An 18913-nucleotide genomic window follows, 5' to 3' on the forward strand; every position below is an offset into this window, starting at 1 on the left:
TCATTCCGCCACCTCAACGCCACGAACCAGCATCAGAAGCCTTTGAAACTCGGCGTTATCGCTGTCGGCCTTCCAGAAATTGATGAACTGGCAGACGACTTGCAAATTGCCCTCTTCGTAGTGCCCTGCACTGTCGATGCGGTCGAGCGAGGGCAAGAGCTTCTTATCGACCTCCAAGCTGAGAAACTGAAACGGGATACCCGTCAAGGCGCAGCGGTTGTCCTGAAGATCGAGCAAGGAAGCGATGAGCTTCTCCAGATCGGCCGAGCTCATCCGTAGTTCCTTGTTCTTTAGGATGCGCTGAACGATTTGCCCGTTCGCATTCTTGACGGTGTTCTCGACCGAAAGGCGCATCGCGATGATGGACTTCTCGCGTCCGCCAAGGATACGTCCCTCATCCTTGCCGCCTGCCGCCTTCGCGATCGAGCCTTCCGCTTCCAGTTTCAGAAGCGTCGAGAAAATCCAACAGAAGGAATGCGCGTCGACAAGGCGGACATTTTTCAGGCCGGTAGACGCCTCGATGAACGGCTGCAACGCAGCAAGCGTCTGGTTGTAGGTTGAATAATTCTCCCAACTGCATTGGCGAAGGGTCGAAAAGTCGATGCCGAGGGTGCGGAAGGCGCGGTCGAACCCAGTTGGCTGGATCGGCATGAACCGATCCATATCCTTAAGGAAAAAGATGTATGCGAGGAGCGGATACTTGCCGCCTGTCAATTCGCTGAGCCGGTCGAACGTCCCGCCCTCATCGGCGTCGCCGCGAAAGAGGCCGAACAGCAGCCCCTCGACATCGCGACGCAGCTTCGGATTGGAAGCAGCCTCCAGCAAGGCACGATGATCGCGGTTGGCATGGCCATAGCGGTTCTGCCAGAAGACGAGATTGTTGGTGAGGTTGCTCCGGCTGTCTTGAATTTCGATCGCTTCGATCATGCGATTCAGGATCGCACCCGAACCGATATCGGCTTCCGACCACTCTCCGGCGCGTAGCAAGCCGAGCGCGTGGTCGCGCAAGCGCGGCTTGTAGCTCTCCCATACGGCCGCAAGCCCTTCCTGGAAGTCCGTGAAGGCATGGCCGGACCTCGCCGTGATGAGCGCCTGGAAGCGCGCGAACGCTTCGCGGAAAGCGCGCGGATCAATGGCGGCGGCGGAGAAGAACGTGCTGGCGACTTTTGCAGGACCGGCATACCAGTCGAGAAACCTGTTCAGAGCGTCGCCACTTTCCACCTCGACACGGAGCGTCGTCGGCGCACGGAGCGGCAATAGCGGCCCGTTAATATTGGAGTTCCCGTTTGACGGGCCCGCCATCGGGCGCACGCCGTCGAGGTTTGGCGGCGCGGGCGGCTGGAACCAGAGACGTGTCTCGTTGGCTTCACGATGGATGGCAAGCACCTTGTCCGATAACGTCTTGAAGCCGACCACATAGTCCGTGGGCGGCTTGGCCGGTTCGCCAAGTCGAGACCGGAGGATGGCTTCGGCCTCAGCGATTGCGAGAGTCATTCTGCCGCCTCCATTCCGCGATTCTCGATCGGCACTAGCGCCTCGGCCAGCAATGCGTCGAGCAGGCGGCGGCGGGTAGCAGCGGCGGCGGTGAGGCTCGCCTCCAGCCGGTCGCACAGGCCCATCAACTCATCGACCTTGGCAACGATACGATGCTGCTCGGCGAGCGGTGGGAGCGGAAACCGAACATCCTTGAGGTTTGAAGCGCTAATACCCCAGTTGCCGACCGTGGTTGCGCACGCAGCCTCCACCTCGGTTCGAACTAAGTCCGTGTCGCTCGCAAGCCTCAAAAACTCGGGCGTAGCAAGTTTTGGCGAAATACGAACGCGAATAAGTTTGTCGGGATATATTGGTTGGAGGCCGAGATAATCCTTGAAGATCGTAAATCTTCCGACAAACGCCTTGTTGCCATTAAATCTGCAAGCGAGAAGATCGCCGGACTTCAATCCATATTGAAGGCGTGCTCTGTGGTCGATCCCGCTAATTAATTTGTGCTCCTCCTCGGCAACAACGCCATCACGTCGCACAGTGCCCGCACTGATCCTTAGGATCGGGATTCCATTGTGTGCTTCATCCGGTTTGCGCGAATAACCGTTTTGGGTGTTTTCCGCCAACAGATTGACCAAGCGTGTGTAAAGCCACGTTGAAGGAATAGCCTCAGGCCCGTCGTCACAGTTTACTGGACTCAAATCTGCCGGTTCATCGTTTGGGTCTTGAGGCACGATCCTGCCGCGCACGGCTAGATTGACGACGGTCTGGCGCAGTTGCTTGATCTGGTCGGGTCGTGTGGTAAGCGACGGCAGCGCGTCGAGCGCGAAGCGGGCGTCCTCTCGAAAAATTTCGGGATCGGGCGCGTTGAGGCGGGCGAGGCTCGCCGCCGTCAGTCGGTCGCGCACCGCCTCGCGGCTTAACCGCGTCGCCTCCAATCGGTCGCACAAGCCCATCAACTCGTGGACCTTGGCGACGATGCGGTGTTGTTCGGCGAGCGGTGGGAGGGGAAAGGGCGAATACGCGAAATAATCGGTCGGAACGCGCTTTTGGCCAGCGGTTCCGGTCATCTTCGGAATCCCGGTTTCGATGAAGTGCGGGCTCTTGAGAAACAGCAGGATGTAATCTTGATTGACGAACAGCGGGCGGACGATGTGCAACTCGGTCGTGCCGCTGCCGATCCCGCCCATCAGATTTCGGAACACGGCCGATTTGCCATTCTCGAAGCACGGCGTGATCTTGGCGAGGCCAACATCGCCCTCGGCAAAGTGCGTATAGCCCTTCTTGATCTCGCCCCAAGGTCTGACTTCGTGCTGGTTTGCGACGCCATACTCGGCGGCAATCAACGGCATCGGAACGAATGAAGCTTCATAGGCATCGGGCGCTTCGTTGCGCGGGCTCAAAACACCGATTTCGGCAAGCTGCGACCAATGCCAATTCGACGGGATCGCAAACGGTGTTTCAGAAAGCGCAGGAATCGCTTTCGGCGTTCGGATCTCGCCCGCCTTCACCAGCCGCGCCTTCTCTTTTGCTATGCGCTTCAACAGCTCCGACGCCGGTTCGTCGTTCGGAGCCTGCGGCACCAGTTTGCCGCGCACAGCCAGATCGAGAATGAAGCGGCGCAGTCGCGCAATCGCGTCGGGCGCGTCGGCGATTTTCTCGTAGTGCGCTAGCAGGCGTTCGGCGTTCATCGGGCCAGCGCCTCGGCGAGGATCGCCTTCAACTGATCGCGATAACCCACCGCTTCGGCTTCGGCGCGGGTGAGATCAGCAAGCAGGGTTTTCGGGTCGCCGTGGTCGTCGGCCACGGCATGCGGGTTCTTGATGTCGAGATTGTAGCCGCGCGCCTTTACTTCTTCGGCGGTCACGCGCCATGCCTGCGGCGTCTCCTCGCGGCCCTTGCGATCCTTGCCGCCCCACCAGTCGATGCAATCCTGGAAATATTCCAGCCGGATCGGCTTGGTCATCGAGTAGGCCTTCTGGCCTTTGGGCACGCGGTGCTCGTAGAACCAAATTTCTTTCGTCGGCTCGCCTTTCTCGAAGAACAGGAGGTTGGTGCCAATCGAGGCATAGGGCTTGAACACGGAATTGGGCAGGCGAACGATGGTGTGGAGGTTGCACTCCTCCATCAAATGTTCTTTGAGCCGCGTCTTGACGCCTTCGCCGAACAGCGTGCCATCGGGCAGCACCACGGCAGCGCGGCCGTCTTTCTTGAGCAGCCGCACGATCAGCGCGAGGAACAGGTCGGCCGTTTCCTTGGTGCGAAAGGTCGGGAAATTGTTCTCGATGCCGTCTTCCTCGCGCCCACCGAAGGGCGGATTGGTGACGACTATATCGACGCGCTCGTCCTTGCTCCACGAAATCAGCGGCCGGGCGAGCGTGTTGTCGTGGCGCACGAAGCTCGGGTCCTCGATGCTATGCAGCAGCATGTTGGTGACGCAGAGCATGTGCGGAAGCTGCTTCTTTTCCACCGCGCGCAGGCTGCCCTCCATTTTCTCGCGCTGCTTCGGTGTGCGGACATAGCCCTCGTTCTCCATGTGGCGAATGGCGCAGGTGAGAAACCCGCCGGTGCCGCAGGCAGGATCGAACAGGATTTCGCCCGGATGCGGGTCGATGCGATCGACCATGAAAGCGGTGACGGCGCGGGGCGTGTAGTACTCACCCGCATTGCCGGCCGATTGCAGGTCGTTGAGCAATTGTTCGTAGAACTCTCCGAAGTGCCGCCGCTCGTCGAGGTTGTTGAAATCAACCTGATTGATCTTGTTGACCACCTGCCGGATAAGGTGGCCGGACTTCATGTAGTTGTAGGCGTCCTCGAACACGTCGCGCACGACGCGGCGGCGATCGCCGGGCTTGCCGGTGAGCTTCAAATCCTTCAGCGCCGGGAACAGCTCGTCGTTAACAAAATCAAGCAACCCCTGCCCGGTCATGCCCTCGGGGTCTCCCGCCCAAGCGCGCCATTGGAATTTCTTCGGGATCGGTGAGCGATAATTATCCTTGGTCAGTTCGAGTTCCTGATCCTGATCGTCGATGATCTTGAGAAAGAATAGCCAGGTGAGCTGGCTGATGCGCTGCGCATCGCCATCAACGCCGACGTCCTGACGCATGATGTCCTGAATGGATTTGACGGTGGTGCGAACGATCATGCGTTGCTGCCGCTCCTCGGGCTTTGCTGAATTGTCATTTTGGCCATGAAGTCGTCCCAAAGGCTCTTGGCGATTTCCAGTTCTTGCTTCTCCAGCGCCTTGTTCCGCAGAATGTCCAGCGGATACCAAGTGCCGTTGCGTTCCTGATAAAGGACGCGGGCGTAAATGTTTCCCGTGTGGGAAATCCGCCAGGTCTCAAAAATTTCGGACAGCTTCGTGTAGGCGTGGTTGAGGCTGGCAACCGGCTTGTCAGAAATATCGGGCGGCAACGCAACTGTCGTAGAGGCTAGACCAACGGCCTCGACTCCTTCTGTCATGAGCCAAAGGCCGCCCCGATCCGTGCCGAAAAGCCGAGCCTGCTTGGTGTCTGGGCCGGCGAGCTTCACTTCGACGAAGGCAATCGTTCCGGGATTCCAATAATCGAGGAATGTGGTCGCGATCGTACCCCGAAAGCTGGTGTACGATTTCAGAAGCGGCCTAAGCGTGTCTGAAGGCGGGCTTTCCGGCTTTATCGTCAAACACACCAGTAGGGGTGTCTCCTCATCAAGGACCTTGTGCCTTCCCTTGTGTTCCATCGTTTCAAGGAAGGTCTTGTCCGAAATCGAAGTGCGTTGAATTACAAGTTCGGCTTCAGCGCCATTCTTGACCGGGACCGCGCCACCCAAGGCACATTCCCAAATGCCGTCGAGGAAACGCACCGGTATGCGAAGGCGACGCGATGAAGCGGCTTTGGTCATGCGGTCTCCTGATAGAGGGCGTCCTGCATCTCGTGGACGGCCTTCTCGAAGCCCTCCTTTCCGCCGAACGCGTTGATGAGTTGCACGACGCTGCCCATAGCGGTGAAAGGCGTCACCTTCAGCACGTTGGCGTCGTCGAGATTGAGCACGCCCTCGTCGCGGTATTTCTCCAGCAGCCCATCTAGCACAGCGCGGGCCTGTGGCCCGTATTTGGTGAACACGTCGCGCTTCCTCGCGTTGTCAGCGCGCTCACGGCGCGTCAGCGGCTTCTTGTCAAAGGCGACGTGGCAGATCAGATCGAAAGGATCAAGGTTCTTGCCGAGTTCGTCGGCAACAGCATCGAGCGCCAGACCCTCAGCTTCCAGCTACTCAATGATCGCCTGCTTGCGTTCCGCAGATTTCCAGCGCTTGAGGAAGTCGTCGAGGCTGGCAAAGCGCTTCTTCAGCGCCGTCTTGGTGAAATCACGCAGCGATTCGGTGACAAGCTTTCCGTTTTCGTCCAGATATTCGACGCGCTCGGCAAGGATGCGCGCGCCGACGCCATCGACGTAGACCTTGCGTGGACCACCACCACCGCTGGACGGCAGCAGCACGCCCGGTTGATCGACCACGATTTCGTCCTCGCTCGGGGTTGGTGGGATCGCATCGTCGTCGCCCTGCGGCGTTTCGTCGGGCGGGGCGATCGGATCATCATCGCCCGGCTCGTAAATCTGCACCGGATCGCCATCGAACTCCGGGTCGGCGAAATGGCTAGTCGCGCCGCGAAAGTCGATCAGCGTGAAATAGAACTTCTTGGTGTCCTCGTGGACACGGGTGCCGCGCCCGACGATCTGCTTGAACTCCGTCATCGAGCCCACCGCGCGGTCGAGCACGATCAAGCGACAGGTCTGTGCATCGACGCCGGTTGATAACAGCCGCGAGGTCGTGACCAGCACCGGATACTTCGATTCTGGGTCGATGAAATTGCCAAGCTGATCCTGGCCTTCCTTGTCGCTGCCGGTGATGCGCATGACATAGCGCTGGCTTTCCGCGACCAGATCGGCGTTCTCGTTGATGAGTGCTTGCCGCATCCGCGCGGCGTGCTCCTCGTCGACGCAGAACACGATGGTTTTCTGGAAACGGTCGCCGCTTTCCTTGAGGAACTCGGTGATCTTCTTCGCGGTCAGCACCGTGCGGTCGTCGAGCACGATGTGCCGGTCGAAATCCTTGGCGTTGTAGATGCGGTCCTCGACCTCGTTGCCGTCACGGTCGAGCTGCCCGAGCTCGGGGCGATAGCCTTCCACGTCGCGGTCAATGTGAACCTTGATGACCTTGTAGGGCGCGAGGAAGCCGTCGCTGATCCCCTGCTTCAGCGAATAGGTAAAAACCGGCTCGCCGAAATAGTCGGTGTTGGAGACGTATTCGGTTTCCTTCGGCGTGGCGGTGAGGCCGATCTGCGTCGCGCCGGAGAAATGGTCAAGGATTTCCCGCCAGGCCGAATCCGCCGCCGCGCTGCCCCGATGGCATTCGTCGATTACGATCAGGTCGAAGAAGCCGGGCGAGAACTCGCGATATAGCTTCTGGCGATCTTCCGGGCCGGTGATCGCCTGATAGAGCCCAAGATAGATTTCAAAGGCGGTGTCGATGCGCCGCTTCTTGTCGAGTGCCAACGCCAGATCGACGGTGGTGCCGTCCTGCCGTTCGATGGTCTTGGCATTGGTCGAGAGTTTTGCCATCGCGGCACCGAACGGGCGAAAGTCATTCACCATCGTCTGGTCGATCAGCACGTTGCGGTCGGCGAGGAAGAGGATGCGCTTCTTGCGGCCGGCCTTCCACAGACGCCAGATGATCTGAAACGCGGTGTAGGTCTTGCCGGTGCCGGTGGCCATGACGAGCAGGACGCGGTCGCGGCCCTTGGCGATGGCCTCAATCGCGGCGTTGACGGCGTTCACCTGGTAATAGCGAGGAGCCTTGCCGCTGCCGTCGTCGAAATAATCCTGAAGCACGATCTGCTCGGATTCGGTGTCGAGGCCCCTCCAGGCACGATAGCGCGCCCACAGATCGGCGGGCGACGGGAAGGCGTCGAGGTCAAGGTTCGCCTCGCGCGGCGTGCTTGCGCCGGTGCGGTCATGGAACACAAATCCGTCGCCGTTCGAGGTGAACACGTAGGGGATATCTAGCGTGGCGGCGTAGTCGAGTGCCTGCTGCATGCCGTCGCCAACGCTGTGGGAATTATCCTTGGCCTCGATCAGCGCCAGCGGGATGTTTGGCTTGTAGTAGAGGACATAGTCGGCGCGCTTGGCCCGCCCACGCGTGACCAGCTTGCCGCGCACGATGATGCGGCCCTTGGTAAAGCCGACCTCCTCGCGGATTTGCACCATTTCGTCCCACCCAGCTTTGCGCAGCGCAGGCGTGATGAACTTCGTGCAAATATCCCGTTCGCTTAATAAGCGTTTGTGCATTGAATTGATGGCTCGTCACAAAATGGGAAAGACGCCAGGCTTCGTTCCGGCGTGAATCGCGACAAGCAAACGCAATTTCAGATGAATGCAGCTTACCCCGGACCCATCACGCCCCAACGCGCGAGAGTTGAGCATGAAACAACCAGATACTGAAGTCCCCGCCCTTCTCCAACAACCAGACAGCATTGACAGTGAAGCGACTCGCCTTGCCAGAGAGACGGTGCCGCTTAGAGAGATCGACTTTGAAGCAGACCGAAGACGCACCCCCGGCCGTACCCCACGCGCCCAAATCGCGCGCACCCAGAGCGGCGGGTTCCGCTTCGGATGAAGAATCACCTCCTCACCCCGACCCAGCGGCACATTTACCCGTCCCCCAGCCCGTCCCCTGAACGGTATCGTGTAATATTTGACTAAAAGAAAAACGCTCGCGAAAATCTAATTTCGCGAGCGTTTTCAATATGGTGGGGGAAGAAGGACTCGAACCTTCGAAGCCATACGGCGGCTGATTTACAGTCAGCTCCCTTTGCCACTCGGGACACTCCCCCGCTCGACGTCACCCGACACCCTCGCCCACCCGAACGGGGGTGGCTGAACGGCCATGGATGACGGTAAAAAGCGTGCCCGCTAACGGGCGCCCGGTCGGCGCGTTTATGGGCGAAGCGCCGGGGTAAAGTCAACCAAGGCGAGGACGAATATGACAGGTCGTTGCGATCCTGCCCAAAGCCGAAAATTGCCATTATTCCAGCCCCGTGGGACAAGGCCGCATGAGCGATCGAGACCGGACATCACGTTTCAAGGGGCCGAAAACAGGCGGACGCGGCAGCGACCGTCACCGGGAGCGTCCGGAACGGCATCAGGGGAAACCTCCGGGCGGACGCCCTCACTGGCGCGACCGCGACGCCAAGGGTGGCAAGGGACACGTCAAGGGCGAAGGCCCGGTCATCCTCTATGGCTGGCACCCGGTCACCATGGCGCTGGCCAATCCCGACCGGCGCATCCGCAAGCTGTTCGTGACCGAAAACGTGGCCAAGCGGCTTGCCGATGAGAAAATCGACACCCGCGTCCCGGCGGAACTGGTGCACCCTGGCGACATCGACCGCCGGCTCGGGCCGGATGCCGTACATCAGGGCCTGCTCGCGGAAGCCGATCCCCTGCCCGGCCTGCATCTCGACGAACTGCCGCAGGATGGCATCGTGCTGGTGCTCGACCAGATCACCGACCCGCACAATGTCGGCGCGATCCTGCGCTCGGCGGCAGCGTTCGGCGTCAAGGCGATCGTCACCACCGGACGGCACAGCCCGGAAGCGACCGGCGTGCTGGCCAAATCCGCGTCCGGTGCGCTCGAGCTTGTGCCGATGGTCGAAGTTCCCAACCTGCATCGCGCGCTCGGCGAAATGAACGAAGCAGGTTTCCTGACGGTCGGCCTTGACAGCGAAGGCCAGGGCGATCTCAGCGTTGTGCCGTTGCACGCGCCGCTGGCCCTGGTGTTGGGTGCGGAAGGCAAGGGGCTGCGTCAGCTCACGCGCGAAACCTGCAGCGTCGTCGCGCGCATGGACATGCCCGGCGCGATCAAGAGCCTCAACGTATCGAACGCCGCGGCGCTCGCGCTCTACATTGGATCGACCCGCCTCGGCCTGATGGGCTGAATCAAAACGCCCGCCTGCATGAAGCAAGCGGGCGTCCGGATCTCAGGTTGTCCTGAAATCAATACTTGTAGCGAAGCACGCGATGGCCGTGGTGATGATGGTGCGCGTGCCCACGACGGTAATACGCATGGCGATAGCCATGGCGATAGGGCCGACCATAGTAGCGCGAACCGATGACGGCGCGTTCCTGATAGGTCGGTACCGGAGCGAAGTTGCCCGGACCGGTATAGGTCGGGCCCTGGTTGACCCAGTAATACTGCGGGCCAGCTGGATCCGGCAGGCGCTCGCGCACACCGCAACCATATCCGCATCCGTAGTTGTAGCCGTAATTGTAGCCGTAATAGCCGTAGTTGCCGCACGGGTCGGTCAACGCACACGCCTGCGCGGGCGCCGCCGTTGCCATCGTCGCGGCAAACGCCACGCCCGCAATCAATCCTGCAATGATCCGACGCATAACTTTCTCCTGTTTGAACGCCTTTTGTTTTGGTTGTGGCCTACTTTTTCAGATCTGGTCGAAAGCCGTTCGGCCGATAACTGTGTTGGTCCCGCGGCGCTTCGATAATCGTAGGATATTCGGGCACGTCGTATTGCTGCTGCGGCGCAGGCGGCGCGGATTGCGCGGACCACGAGCGGTGATAGCTCTCGGCCGGCTGCGGTAACGCGCGATTGGCAGCGGGCTGAATCTCGAGACGGCCGTAACCCGGCGTGCGTCCGGCGCTTGGATAATAGTGGCCGACCTCCGGGCCGATGTAGCGGTCCCAGCCGCCATAGACCCGGGCTGCATTCCTGAAATGTTTTGCGAGGCCCCACTCGCCCTCGACAATGGCGTAGGATGCGTCGCGGCCGTTGATGATGACGGGTACACCCGCCCGGCCGGGAATCACAATCAGCGGACCGGTATCGGCGAGAGCCGTTGCCGCCGTTCCGATCAGTAACGCCAAAGCCAGTATCGCGCGCATGGAGTGATGCCCTCGTTGAAGCTGCACCCTAAGCCAGCGAGCCGCACCAGGAGTTAAGGGGCCCGCCCAATCGTCAGGTAAGCCTAACGCGTAAGCATTCACGCCCATTCAATTGCGAGCGATTTCAATAAGATTCTGGAAAGTGGAAGGTTAACGGCCGGCTGCGGAATGGATCTGCGGGCATGGTGCCGGTTGAGAGGATTGAACTCCCGACCTTCGGTTTACAAAACCTATGGTTTGCATCTCGCGGGCGCACCGTTGAAAATTCAAGCCCGCTAATTTGTTGACAAACAAGAAGTTTTTGTGGGGCTACAGCGTTTTGGCTCTTGCGAGCGATGGTCTGCCGACTGCATGTTGTAGCCCCATGTAGCCCGGACCCCCTCACGATGGCCAAACGATACGCGCTTGCGAAGGAATTGCTGATCGAGGTCCGCCAGAAGCGGGACGCCGGCATCGACTGCCAGTTCGCTATCGACAACCCGAGAGGCCTTAGCGTCCGCGTCCGCAACGGGGAGACGGCCTACTACATTCAAGCGCGGACCAAAGTCAGAGGCAGCGCATCAACTATTGTGAAACGGCGGCTTGCCAACGTAGGCGACCTTTCCTTTTCGGAGGTAAAAAGCGTCAGCGCGGAGGCCATCGTCGCGATCAAGAGGGGACGTAACGTCGATGCTGTGCTGGGTGCGAGACTGACCGGTAAGAACGGTAAAGCAGTGGCCGTCGCCGTCGATCAGGCCGACGCCGCTGACAGGCAACTTTGGACGTTCGCAGAATTGATTACCGCTTATACTCAGCGAACGAAAAAGAAGGCTAAGAATTCAGATCAATCCGACGACGAGCGCGTGCTGCGGCAAAGCTCGATCACCGAAATCGAAGGCCGGTTACGCGATCGTCCAGAAAACGCAACGCTCAACCGGCGTTTTGTTAAGGAACTTCGCCTTGAAGACCTCGAAGAGGTCCGGGACCGCATCGACGAAAGCGGCGCTGGTCCGTCGTCCGGAGCAAAATACGCTGATCTCGCCAAGCGCGTGCTGCGCTGGGGGCTCAATCATCGACGACGCTTCACGGGTCTGGAGCCGGGCAATCCGTGGTGGGAAGCCCTTTCGCACGAATACGAAATGGGCGACCGCAGCAACCGGTATCTGACGCCGCCGCAGATCGGAATGCTCATCGCGTTGCTGGAAGCCGTCCGGGGGTTAGGCGGCAATACCAACCTTGCCGTCCTGGGCGCGCTGCAGGCGGCTTGGATGATCCCGCAACGCTCGGCGGCACTCGTCAACATGCGCTCGCTGGCGTCGGCTCGTTGGGTGAACGATCCCGCTCCGGAGCGCGCCGGCTGGCGCGTCTACACATGGCTCGCGCGGGACGTGAAAAACAAGCGGGACATCAAGCTCAGCGTCCCTCCGATCGGGATTGAAATCCTTGAGCGCGTCGCCCGTTATTCGGCGGAGACGCTGGAATCCGTTTCCGAGTGGGCGTTTCCACAGGATCGCAACAAGTACCACATCCGAGCGCATGCGGACGGCACCGGGGCCGGCGCTGTTCCCCCACATTTGGACAAGCCTATCACTCCGTCCGCGCTGAATCAGGCGCTCAATGCCTTGGCCGGACGCAAGCCGGGCTGGCCGGACCTGCTATCAATTGTGGGACTTCCGAACCGAATTGGGCCGCACGATCTCCGACGGGCGCTGACAACATTTTTTGAGAACTTTGGCGAAGGTGCCTACGCATCAGCACTGCTGGACCACCGAGTCAGTGGCGTCGATAAAATGTCGCGCGAAGTTGCCGCTGTTACTCAAGGGGTTTACAGCGGCGCCGACAGGGTTGCTTTCAAGGCCGAGGGATTGTTGACGTGGTTGGCAGCCGTCCTTCCCGCTTATGAAGCTGCGAAAAGCGATCCTCGCCTAGCCGACGCCGTCGAAGCAAGGAAGCGGTCATTGGCGGATGCTGCGGCAGCACGGGCGAGTGGAAAGCGATCCTTCGACAACACCCGCGACATTCCAGACGCTCGCTGCAAAGTAGATGGGCTCGCTTCCTAACTCTCCAGGTTAGCGGTTAGGCACTCCAGTTCGATGATGCCCTATCCGGAGAGGTGCAACACCCGCTGGTCGAAAAGCCGTACGGCCGTGGGCATTTGCTTTCGGACATACGTCGTGTTTAATTCCACCAACTCTATAGTGTGAATCCAATGAAAATGTTTTTTCGGGTCTTCATCATCCTAATGCTAACGGGTGTTTGCCCTGCTACGGCTTCCGCTGCATCTGTCGAAGAAGCGAAGGCAGCAATCAGTCGCAAGGACTACCCGCTTGCGATGCGGTTGTGGCGAGAACTTGCGGATCAGGGGGACCCGCTCGCGCTATTTGCAGTTGGTATGCTTTATCAAGACGGTCAGGGCGTTGCGAAGGATGAGGCGGAAGCTGTTAGGTGGTTCTTGCGTGCCGCGCAAAAGGGAAACGAAGGCGCACAGGAAGTGCTCTACGAAGCTTACATGCAAGGAAGGGGTGTTCCGGTAGACTATGCAGAGGCGGAAAAATGGATGAGACCGCTTGCGGAAAAGGGATACGGCATGCCGCAATTCTTTTTGGCCGGATTATATTTGAGGAAACAAAACCTGATCGAAAGCTACAAGTGGCTCACGTTGGCAAAACGACAAACCTTGACGTCCGACTTGGCATCTAAGGGGCTGGAAAATCTTCGAGCGAAAATGAGCAGGTCCGACGTGGCTGAAGCCGAGCGGTTGGCGAGCGAATGGCGGCCACAGCCGAAACAGCGTTAGGATGGCTTCAAGGAGCTTATGAATGACGGACATCGGCAACGAGCGACAAGCAGCTATCGCGACGATGGTTGCTTTGCGGGAGGCCCGTGATGCGACGAAGGCCGGATCAAAGGAGTATCGCTCGTTGGACGAGGAATACAGGAAAGCCGAGGTAGCATTCAACAATCTCGGCAAGTCGTCGGTCGGGTAGCCGGCTTCCGCCGCAGCGAGGCCCGGACGCCGCTGTGGCAACTCGATGGCCGGTGAGCTCCCTCCGCAGGGCGGCGGGTTCTCCTATTCGCCGCCGGTCTTCGGAAGCGGACCTGGATCCGGACGCGCCCGTTCGGTGCCAACAGCGGCTCCCCGGATTCGACGAATTCTGCGCCGCCTCCAGCGCCGGCCGCCTCCTAGCGAAAGTGACTTTTGGTCAGGTCAAACCATTCAGCCGCCGCTCTCGGCCGTCCAGCCAGCGAGGCTCCGATACTGCCACAGGGGCACGTCGCGACGCCGAACCTTCGCACAGCTATTGGCGAACTGGACTTGGGTGCGGAGATTATGGAAGCTATTCACAAGTTTAGCGACAAGCGATGCGCCGATCATCTGTCGGTCACGGGCAAGAATAGATAGATCAAGTGCGAAGGCAGAAATGAAGATGGTTGAACAAAATGGGCCAGAACAGATTCAAGCCATTATCAACTACAACCGAGGCTTTCAAGAGGGCCTGAAATGGCAGGTGGCAGAAGCCATTTCGGAGGATGACGAACTGTTCGCCGCCACGGTGATGAATTCACTCTATTCGCCTAGCGAGATTATTGCCGGTGCTGAGGCGGGTCAGTCTTTAGACATGGACCTTGATGAAGCTATAGCTTGCTTCGTGTTTGCGAGCGCCTCCGCTGCCGCTTACGCTAAACGCAAATCTTTCTGGGGCAAAATGATGTCAAAGAGAGAGCCCAAGCCGGGCACAACTGAACACTACCATCTTCTCGTGGTGAACAGCGTTTTTGCATTAATTGAACAGATGGGGCCTGAGCGGACTAGGCATTTTGGAAATAAATACGCCGAGTCACTCGCTGCCATGAGTTAGTTGTCGGCAGTCAGTCCGACATTATCATCGCGTGGTTACCGGCATTTGTACCGAAACGCAGTTCAAATTCGTCGCACTTGGGACAGCGATAGTGACCGTTGGTCAGCGTCAGGGCATTCCGACCCATACCCCAATTCTCATTCACATCGCCGTCGCCTTTCCACCACTGAGGGTCGATGGGTGGAATAACGTCACCGCTGTCGCATTCTTGGCAGGTTAGCGGCGACTGCTTGAAGTTGGCGGTCGTGACTGCCGCGCACATTTTGCAGGTCACTGGCCAAGCTGCGTATGTGGTGTGGTTCGCCCTGTTCCCTCCGAGCATCAGGAATATGTCGTACCCGCAGGCAAAGCAGTGTGCATCGGTCGAAAATCCCACCGTGTTCTCTCCTTTGAATTGCATCGTGCTATCATGGGCGCCTACCGGGGCCAAGCTTCGGCCGTGCCGCGGCTCCCAGTTGCGATGAATTCTGCCGCTGACGCCCCGTGGTGCGAAGTCTGCCTGTGGTCAGGTCAAGACTGTCAGTTGCCGTCCGCGGCCGTCCAGCGAGGCTCCGGCGCCGCCACAGGCCATGTCCAACCCGATGCGGCGCTCCACCGGCAGGCGGTTCACCCATTGGCCGCCGCTCACCGTCGAGGTCCTGAACCGGACGGGGGACCCTCGGCGCGCAGCGGTTGCGCGGCCTCGACCGACTCTTCGCTTGTCGGCGCAGAGCCTCGCCAGTGAGCCAAGCGGGCCTAAGGCGGTGGATCGGCCATCTGCTGCCTTGCCGGCGTCCTCCGGCCGCCTCTGCCGACGTCAGGCATCGACATTGCCGGTCCCGGCGGAGCGACCGTTCATGGAGCCTTCGGCCGGGGCAGGAGCGGGATCCCCCACAGATCGAACGTCGGGACCAAATCCCAATCGTCGGGTGCGTCCCGAAGGTCCGACTCGCTGCGGCCATTCTGGACACTTGCGGCGAGCCGCAGAAGGGCGGCCATGCCCCACCGCGCCAGCAGGGGATTTTTTTCGATCAGCGACCGCGCAGCGCGCGCGGTGGTGACCCGGTGTCCGCGCTGGTCGCGGCGCGTGCTCAGGTCGGACTCATGGCGGGCGTTGGCCACCTGAAATTTTTTCTCCTCGATCTTGAGGGCGTATCCGGACGCGGCCCGGTCGCCACGCGCCTTCTGGACCCGCCCCTGCAACACCCCCAACCGTCCCTCCAGCGCCTGTCTCTCCGGATCATGAGACGGCCTGAAGAACCAGCGCCAACCTGATCGCGGCTCGCCGTCCGTGAACTTCCGAAGCACTTCGTCGGCCTGTGCCTCTAGCGCGCGCAGCACCGCAGCGTCTTCCTCGACCTTTCGCCGGGCGGCATGCAACGATGCCGGCTCCGGAAGCGACGCCGTGCGGCTTGCGGCCGACGTCTCGGTTTCAATCACGTCGTTGAGGTCGGACAGCGTTCGCTCCAGCGGCGGCAAGGCCGCTCGCCGAGCCACCGCCAAGAGATCAAGCAGGGCACCGTGATGCCGGACGCAACCCGATGCGAGGGTCAACCATTCTTGGGAGCCGTGGTCGCCGCCGGCTCGTCCAGGCGCGATTCCAGATTCTCCAGCCGGGTACGAATCTGTTCGATTCCGCCGACCGTCTGGCGCAGCAGTTCGATGACCGTATCCATCGGGTGCGGCTGGTCCGGACCGTCGCTGTTCGCCGCCAGCTTGGACACCGGCTCCATCTGCTCCGACAGTCGCTTGAGGAGAGAGTATGTGGCTTGGTGGATCGTTCGTTTGGTCTGTTGATTGGCCTGCTGCATTGAATGCCATCCTCTCCGCTAGTGCGCTCTTCCGAAGCCGCGTCAATCGTGCGAGTGAGCCGACGAAGGTGCCGTTCCCGACCGTCTCAACGATCGGGGCGTCGGTTGTGTCCCCGGTCCGTAGACGGAGACCCATCATCGACAGCCTCGCGTCGAAATCGCTTCGATCCCTCGCTGCCGACAGCGCGTCCGAAATCATCTCTCTCAGACGCGGCAGGTCGAAGCCCTCCCGCTTGAGGCGTTGCTGCGCCCTCTCGTCGAAGCTCTGCGGGTGAGCGGCGGGAGCAACATCGCGTAGCGCATTCGCCGTATCGGTGAGCCCCTCCCGGTCAAGCGCTGCAACCACAGCACCCGCGTGAGCACCGGCAACTACGCCGTGGCCCCACAGGACCTCGACCGTCCGCGCAAGCTTTTCGTGTCGCCTCCAGTCATGGCTTGACGACATGACCCCGCCCGTAAGCGGATCAATTTCAGGCGCGCACAGGTGGTAATGTTCTCGGCATCCATCCGAGGTTGCGCGGTCCTTCGTGTGCTTCCAGAGAGCGATGCGCTGCTTCGGATCAAAGCAAAATTCGGCCGCTAGGCGGTGCACAAGTTCCGCAAGCTGCTCGTTCGAAATCGGTTCGGCCGGCGAGATTATCCAGTGGCGAACAGCATATTCCCGACCGAACCGTAGAGCGTCATTCCTTGCGTCTTCAAGATCGGCGACGTTACCGCAGACCAGTTCAACGGCGTCGTTGTCGTCGCCATTGGTAAGATGCTGCAGCGACCGCTTCAGCCCCTGGCCTCTCGCCTTGACGCGTTTTGATTTGATAATCATCTGATGTTCGCGAGATGTCGCGCGGCGATCGCGCGCAGGTCCTCGACCGTCTCCTTCACGCGCGCAGCGATCACCGCCGGGTCCGCGTCCGGAGCATCCATCAACGTCGCCAGCCTATTGGCCGCCGTCCGGACAAGCACCAAATCCGACAGCATTGGGCGCGAGGTGATCCGTCCTGAAGCTGCGGCGCGGCCTGCGCGTCGCAACAATTCTGAGACCGTCGTTCCGGCCCTCGCAGCGGCATCGGCGATCAACCTCTTGTCCGCAGCGGCAACTCGAAATTTGATCAATCCGCCTTGCATGCTCGCCGTACTTCCTTCGGGGTCCACGGGGCGGAGCCCCTGAAGCTGCTGCGGGGCCACGTCCCGCATGGCTTGCTGTTCGTTTCTCTTTCTCGAAGTCGTTGCCACGAAGCCGGAATCAAAATGAATCCGAAACTGACAACTAGCAAGGGCCTGTGGCCACGAAAATGCAGTGGCACATATTGTGATCGAAGCGCGAGAGGTCGCGGTTGCGGTGACTGACTACGATCTAGCGGGCCGTCGCCGGTTGATCGCTCCAACTGATCAGCACAGCTTCCGCCCCCGCCGGATCGTCCTTGATCCGATAGATCGCCTGCCGGCTAAGGCCCGTCACCTTCGCAATCGAGCCGATCCCGGCCGACTGACTGAGCATGTCGCACACAGTGGCGAACTCGCCCCGCGTGTAGCTGGGCTTCCGCCCCCGATACTTCGTCTCGCCTTGCTTGGCCTTCGCCAGTGCGATGCCGCCCCGCTGCGCTTCCTTGATGGCTTCGGCGTTGGCCTGGGCCGCTGCGGCCAAAAATCCGATCAGAGCGTCACGGACGGCCTGTTGCATTGGGTCTTTGGTCGCACCGTCGAAGGTGAGGCCATTAATGACTGTCCGGATCAGGACGCCCCGCCGCATGAATTCCTGGATCGTGTCCCTCACGTCGCTGTAGTTGCGGCCCAGCCGATCTACCCACCGCACTAAGAGCGTGTCGCCCGCGCGCAGCATGTCGAACAGTCGCCGACCGTTCGGCCGGTCTGCGAAAAGCGTGCTGACCCCAGACACGCCGTGGTCGGCGACTACCCGATCGATCTTGAAGCCCGCCGCTGCGGCCTGCATCTGCTGGTGTTCAATATTCTGATCTACCGTCGAAACCCGCGCGTAGAAAATGGTAGCCATTGCCGCTCCTGTATCCGTTAGGATCGTGACCGAACGAAACGCTGTCCGTTGATGAAAGTGAATCCTAACGGATGCACTTCTGAACCTTCCCAAGCTGTCCGCTGGCCTATACTCCAGCGGACAGCTGTATCGCGGTGCGCAGTCAACCGAAGTATCGTCATGACCTCGCTCCGCTCGCGAAGTGTCCCGCGCAACTCGGCAAGTTCAAAACAATTTCAACGATGCATCGGCCGCCTGTGCCGGAGGGCGGCGGCCTATCGGGCTGAGCCGCCGGCGCTGTGCCCGTCACCGTTGATCCCGACGGCCCGCCGATCCGACCACGCAGCGGGCCCATGGCGCCGGCATCGTCGTCTCCCCGGTCGTGCTGTAGCTCGGTAGAGCAAAGCCGCTCGGACGCGCGCCCCAAATAGCGCCGTAGCGGGCGGGCGGCTTTGCGGTGGTCACCGGCAGTTCTCCGGTAGGATCGGGTTGCGGCCGGCCGACCCGATCGCGCAGCGGGCCGCCGGTACGGGCGTCCGGAGGCGGCGGGACCGACCGCCGGCCGGCGCCGCGTCGTCGAACTTGATCCGGCCGCGCCGGACCTGCATCGCTTCAAGACTCGAAACGTCATGCTTCGAGTCTCGAAACATCACGATTCGATTCTCGAATTGTCATTCTTCGAGGTTCGGAGCATCACGATTCGACTCTCGAAACGTCATCCTTCGAGTCTCGAAGCATCGTTCGACCGCGATCCGACCTGACCGCGCAGCGCGCCCCGCGCCGGCGTCCGGAGGCGGCGGTTCTCATCGCGGGCCGGAGCCGTCGGCGCGCCGTGCCGCCGATCTTGATCCGGACCGCCGCCGACCTGGCCCCGCAGCGGGCCGCCG

16 protein-coding genes, 1 tRNA gene and 2 pseudogenes are annotated in these 18913 nt (G+C 60.6%); 5 read left to right on the forward strand and 14 right to left on the reverse strand.

From position 1 onward, the window contains the following. The 6 genes and pseudogenes from BN32_RS27390 to BN32_RS18785 all read right to left on the reverse strand — a co-directional run bounded on the left by BN32_RS27390 (position 1) and on the right by BN32_RS18785 (position 8350). Entirely contained in the window at positions 1–1494 is a 1494-nt protein-coding gene (locus BN32_RS27390) for a hypothetical protein (RefSeq protein WP_019196478.1), read from the reverse strand. Then, positions 1491–3173, reverse strand: coding sequence for a restriction endonuclease subunit S (locus BN32_RS18765; protein ID WP_019196477.1), 1683 nt, complete (start codon positions 3171–3173; stop codon positions 1491–1493). The genes BN32_RS27390 and BN32_RS18765 overlap by 4 nt, the downstream gene beginning before the upstream one ends. Then, on the reverse strand, positions 3170–4627 hold the full coding sequence (locus BN32_RS18770; protein ID WP_019196476.1) for a type I restriction-modification system subunit M: 1458 nt from the start codon (positions 4625–4627) through the stop codon (positions 3170–3172). Before BN32_RS18770 ends, BN32_RS18765 begins: the two co-directional genes overlap by 4 nt. Next, positions 4624–5364, reverse strand: coding sequence for a hypothetical protein (locus BN32_RS18775; RefSeq protein ID WP_019196475.1), 741 nt, complete (start codon positions 5362–5364; stop codon positions 4624–4626). The genes BN32_RS18770 and BN32_RS18775 overlap by 4 nt, the downstream gene beginning before the upstream one ends. After that, positions 5361–7805, reverse strand: a pseudogene (hsdR, locus tag BN32_RS18780) (EcoAI/FtnUII family type I restriction enzme subunit R). The gene BN32_RS18775 and the pseudogene hsdR overlap by 4 nt, the downstream one beginning before the upstream one ends. 459 nt (positions 7806–8264) lie before the next feature. Continuing rightward, positions 8265–8350: transfer RNA gene (locus BN32_RS18785), tRNA-Tyr, on the reverse strand. Positions 8351–8569: 219 nt separating this feature from the next. Here BN32_RS18785 and BN32_RS18790 point away from each other — a divergent pair. Continuing rightward, entirely contained in the window at positions 8570–9451 is an 882-nt protein-coding gene (locus BN32_RS18790) for a TrmH family RNA methyltransferase (RefSeq protein ID WP_019196472.1), read from the forward strand. A 58-nt stretch (positions 9452–9509) separates the two neighbouring features. On the opposite strand, the gene BN32_RS18795 is transcribed toward BN32_RS18790, so the two are convergent. Together BN32_RS18795 and BN32_RS18800 are read right to left on the reverse strand one after the other, a co-directional pair. Further along, positions 9510–9905, reverse strand: coding sequence for a hypothetical protein (locus BN32_RS18795; protein WP_019196471.1), 396 nt, complete (start codon positions 9903–9905; stop codon positions 9510–9512). Positions 9906–9945: 40 nt separating this feature from the next. Further along, positions 9946–10410: a hypothetical protein gene (locus BN32_RS18800; RefSeq protein ID WP_019196470.1), complete on the reverse strand. Its 465-nt coding sequence runs from the start codon at positions 10408–10410 to the stop codon at positions 9946–9948. A gap of 386 nt (positions 10411–10796) precedes the next feature. Between BN32_RS18800 and BN32_RS18805 the strand changes: the two genes are divergently transcribed. The 4 genes from BN32_RS18805 to BN32_RS18815 all read left to right on the forward strand — a co-directional run bounded on the left by BN32_RS18805 (position 10797) and on the right by BN32_RS18815 (position 14249). Further along, positions 10797–12449 (forward strand): site-specific integrase, encoded by a 1653-nt coding sequence (locus BN32_RS18805; protein ID WP_019196469.1) that lies wholly within the window; start codon positions 10797–10799, stop codon positions 12447–12449. A gap of 149 nt (positions 12450–12598) precedes the next feature. Then, complete coding sequence (locus tag BN32_RS25680) at positions 12599–13186, forward strand: tetratricopeptide repeat protein (RefSeq protein WP_019196468.1); 588 nt, start codon at positions 12599–12601, stop codon at positions 13184–13186. 22 nt (positions 13187–13208) lie between these two features. Next, positions 13209–13376 (forward strand): hypothetical protein, encoded by a 168-nt coding sequence (locus BN32_RS26935; protein ID WP_019196467.1) that lies wholly within the window; start codon positions 13209–13211, stop codon positions 13374–13376. 435 nt (positions 13377–13811) lie between these two features. Next, complete coding sequence (locus BN32_RS18815) at positions 13812–14249, forward strand: hypothetical protein (protein WP_019196466.1); 438 nt, start codon at positions 13812–13814, stop codon at positions 14247–14249. Between the two features lie 10 nt (positions 14250–14259). Here the strand turns inward: BN32_RS18815 and BN32_RS18820 are convergent, their stop codons facing one another. The 6 genes and pseudogenes from BN32_RS18820 to BN32_RS18840 all read right to left on the reverse strand — a co-directional run bounded on the left by BN32_RS18820 (position 14260) and on the right by BN32_RS18840 (position 18047). After that, positions 14260–14649: a hypothetical protein gene (locus BN32_RS18820; RefSeq protein WP_156947001.1), complete on the reverse strand. Its 390-nt coding sequence runs from the start codon at positions 14647–14649 to the stop codon at positions 14260–14262. Between the two features lie 434 nt (positions 14650–15083). Then, the gene (locus tag BN32_RS18825) at positions 15084–15707 is read right to left on the reverse strand and encodes a hypothetical protein (RefSeq protein ID WP_156947002.1); all 624 of its coding nucleotides are present in this window, start codon (positions 15705–15707) and stop codon (positions 15084–15086) included. A 71-nt stretch (positions 15708–15778) separates the two neighbouring features. Continuing rightward, complete coding sequence (locus BN32_RS18830) at positions 15779–16039, reverse strand: hypothetical protein (protein WP_019196463.1); 261 nt, start codon at positions 16037–16039, stop codon at positions 15779–15781. Between the two features lie 451 nt (positions 16040–16490). Continuing rightward, positions 16491–16679 (reverse strand): annotated as a pseudogene (locus BN32_RS28245) (hypothetical protein); the annotation flags it as partial. Positions 16680–16855: 176 nt separating this feature from the next. After that, complete coding sequence (locus BN32_RS18835) at positions 16856–17149, reverse strand: plasmid mobilization protein (RefSeq protein WP_244438214.1); 294 nt, start codon at positions 17147–17149, stop codon at positions 16856–16858. A 241-nt stretch (positions 17150–17390) separates the two neighbouring features. Further along, complete coding sequence (locus BN32_RS18840) at positions 17391–18047, reverse strand: recombinase family protein (RefSeq protein WP_019196460.1); 657 nt, start codon at positions 18045–18047, stop codon at positions 17391–17393. Positions 18048–18913: the final 866 nt, after the last annotated feature.

The sequence above is a fragment of the Afipia birgiae 34632 genome (assembly GCF_000308295.2).
In the GTDB taxonomy this organism is placed as follows: Bacteria; Pseudomonadota; Alphaproteobacteria; order Rhizobiales; family Xanthobacteraceae; genus Afipia; species Afipia birgiae.

Coding starts and splice junctions, on each gene's coding strand:
- BN32_RS27390 (WP_019196478.1), bottom strand. CDS start 1,494: ATGACTCTCGCAATCGCTGAGGCCGAAGCCATCCTCCGGTCTCGACTT.
- BN32_RS18765 (WP_019196477.1), bottom strand. CDS start 3,173: ATGAACGCCGAACGCCTGCTAGCGCACTACGAGAAAATCGCCGACGCG.
- BN32_RS18770 (WP_019196476.1), bottom strand. CDS start 4,627: ATGATCGTTCGCACCACCGTCAAATCCATTCAGGACATCATGCGTCAG.
- BN32_RS18775 (WP_019196475.1), bottom strand. CDS start 5,364: ATGACCAAAGCCGCTTCATCGCGTCGCCTTCGCATACCGGTGCGTTTC.
- BN32_RS18790 (WP_019196472.1), top strand. CDS start 8,570: ATGAGCGATCGAGACCGGACATCACGTTTCAAGGGGCCGAAAACAGGC.
- BN32_RS18795 (WP_019196471.1), bottom strand. CDS start 9,905: ATGCGTCGGATCATTGCAGGATTGATTGCGGGCGTGGCGTTTGCCGCG.
- BN32_RS18800 (WP_019196470.1), bottom strand. CDS start 10,410: ATGCGCGCGATACTGGCTTTGGCGTTACTGATCGGAACGGCGGCAACG.
- BN32_RS18805 (WP_019196469.1), top strand. CDS start 10,797: ATGGCCAAACGATACGCGCTTGCGAAGGAATTGCTGATCGAGGTCCGC.
- BN32_RS25680 (WP_019196468.1), top strand. CDS start 12,599: ATGAAAATGTTTTTTCGGGTCTTCATCATCCTAATGCTAACGGGTGTT.
- BN32_RS26935 (WP_019196467.1), top strand. CDS start 13,209: ATGACGGACATCGGCAACGAGCGACAAGCAGCTATCGCGACGATGGTT.
- BN32_RS18815 (WP_019196466.1), top strand. CDS start 13,812: ATGAAGATGGTTGAACAAAATGGGCCAGAACAGATTCAAGCCATTATC.
- BN32_RS18820 (WP_156947001.1), bottom strand. CDS start 14,649: ATGCAATTCAAAGGAGAGAACACGGTGGGATTTTCGACCGATGCACAC.
- BN32_RS18830 (WP_019196463.1), bottom strand. CDS start 16,039: ATGCAGCAGGCCAATCAACAGACCAAACGAACGATCCACCAAGCCACA.
- BN32_RS18840 (WP_019196460.1), bottom strand. CDS start 18,047: ATGGCTACCATTTTCTACGCGCGGGTTTCGACGGTAGATCAGAATATT.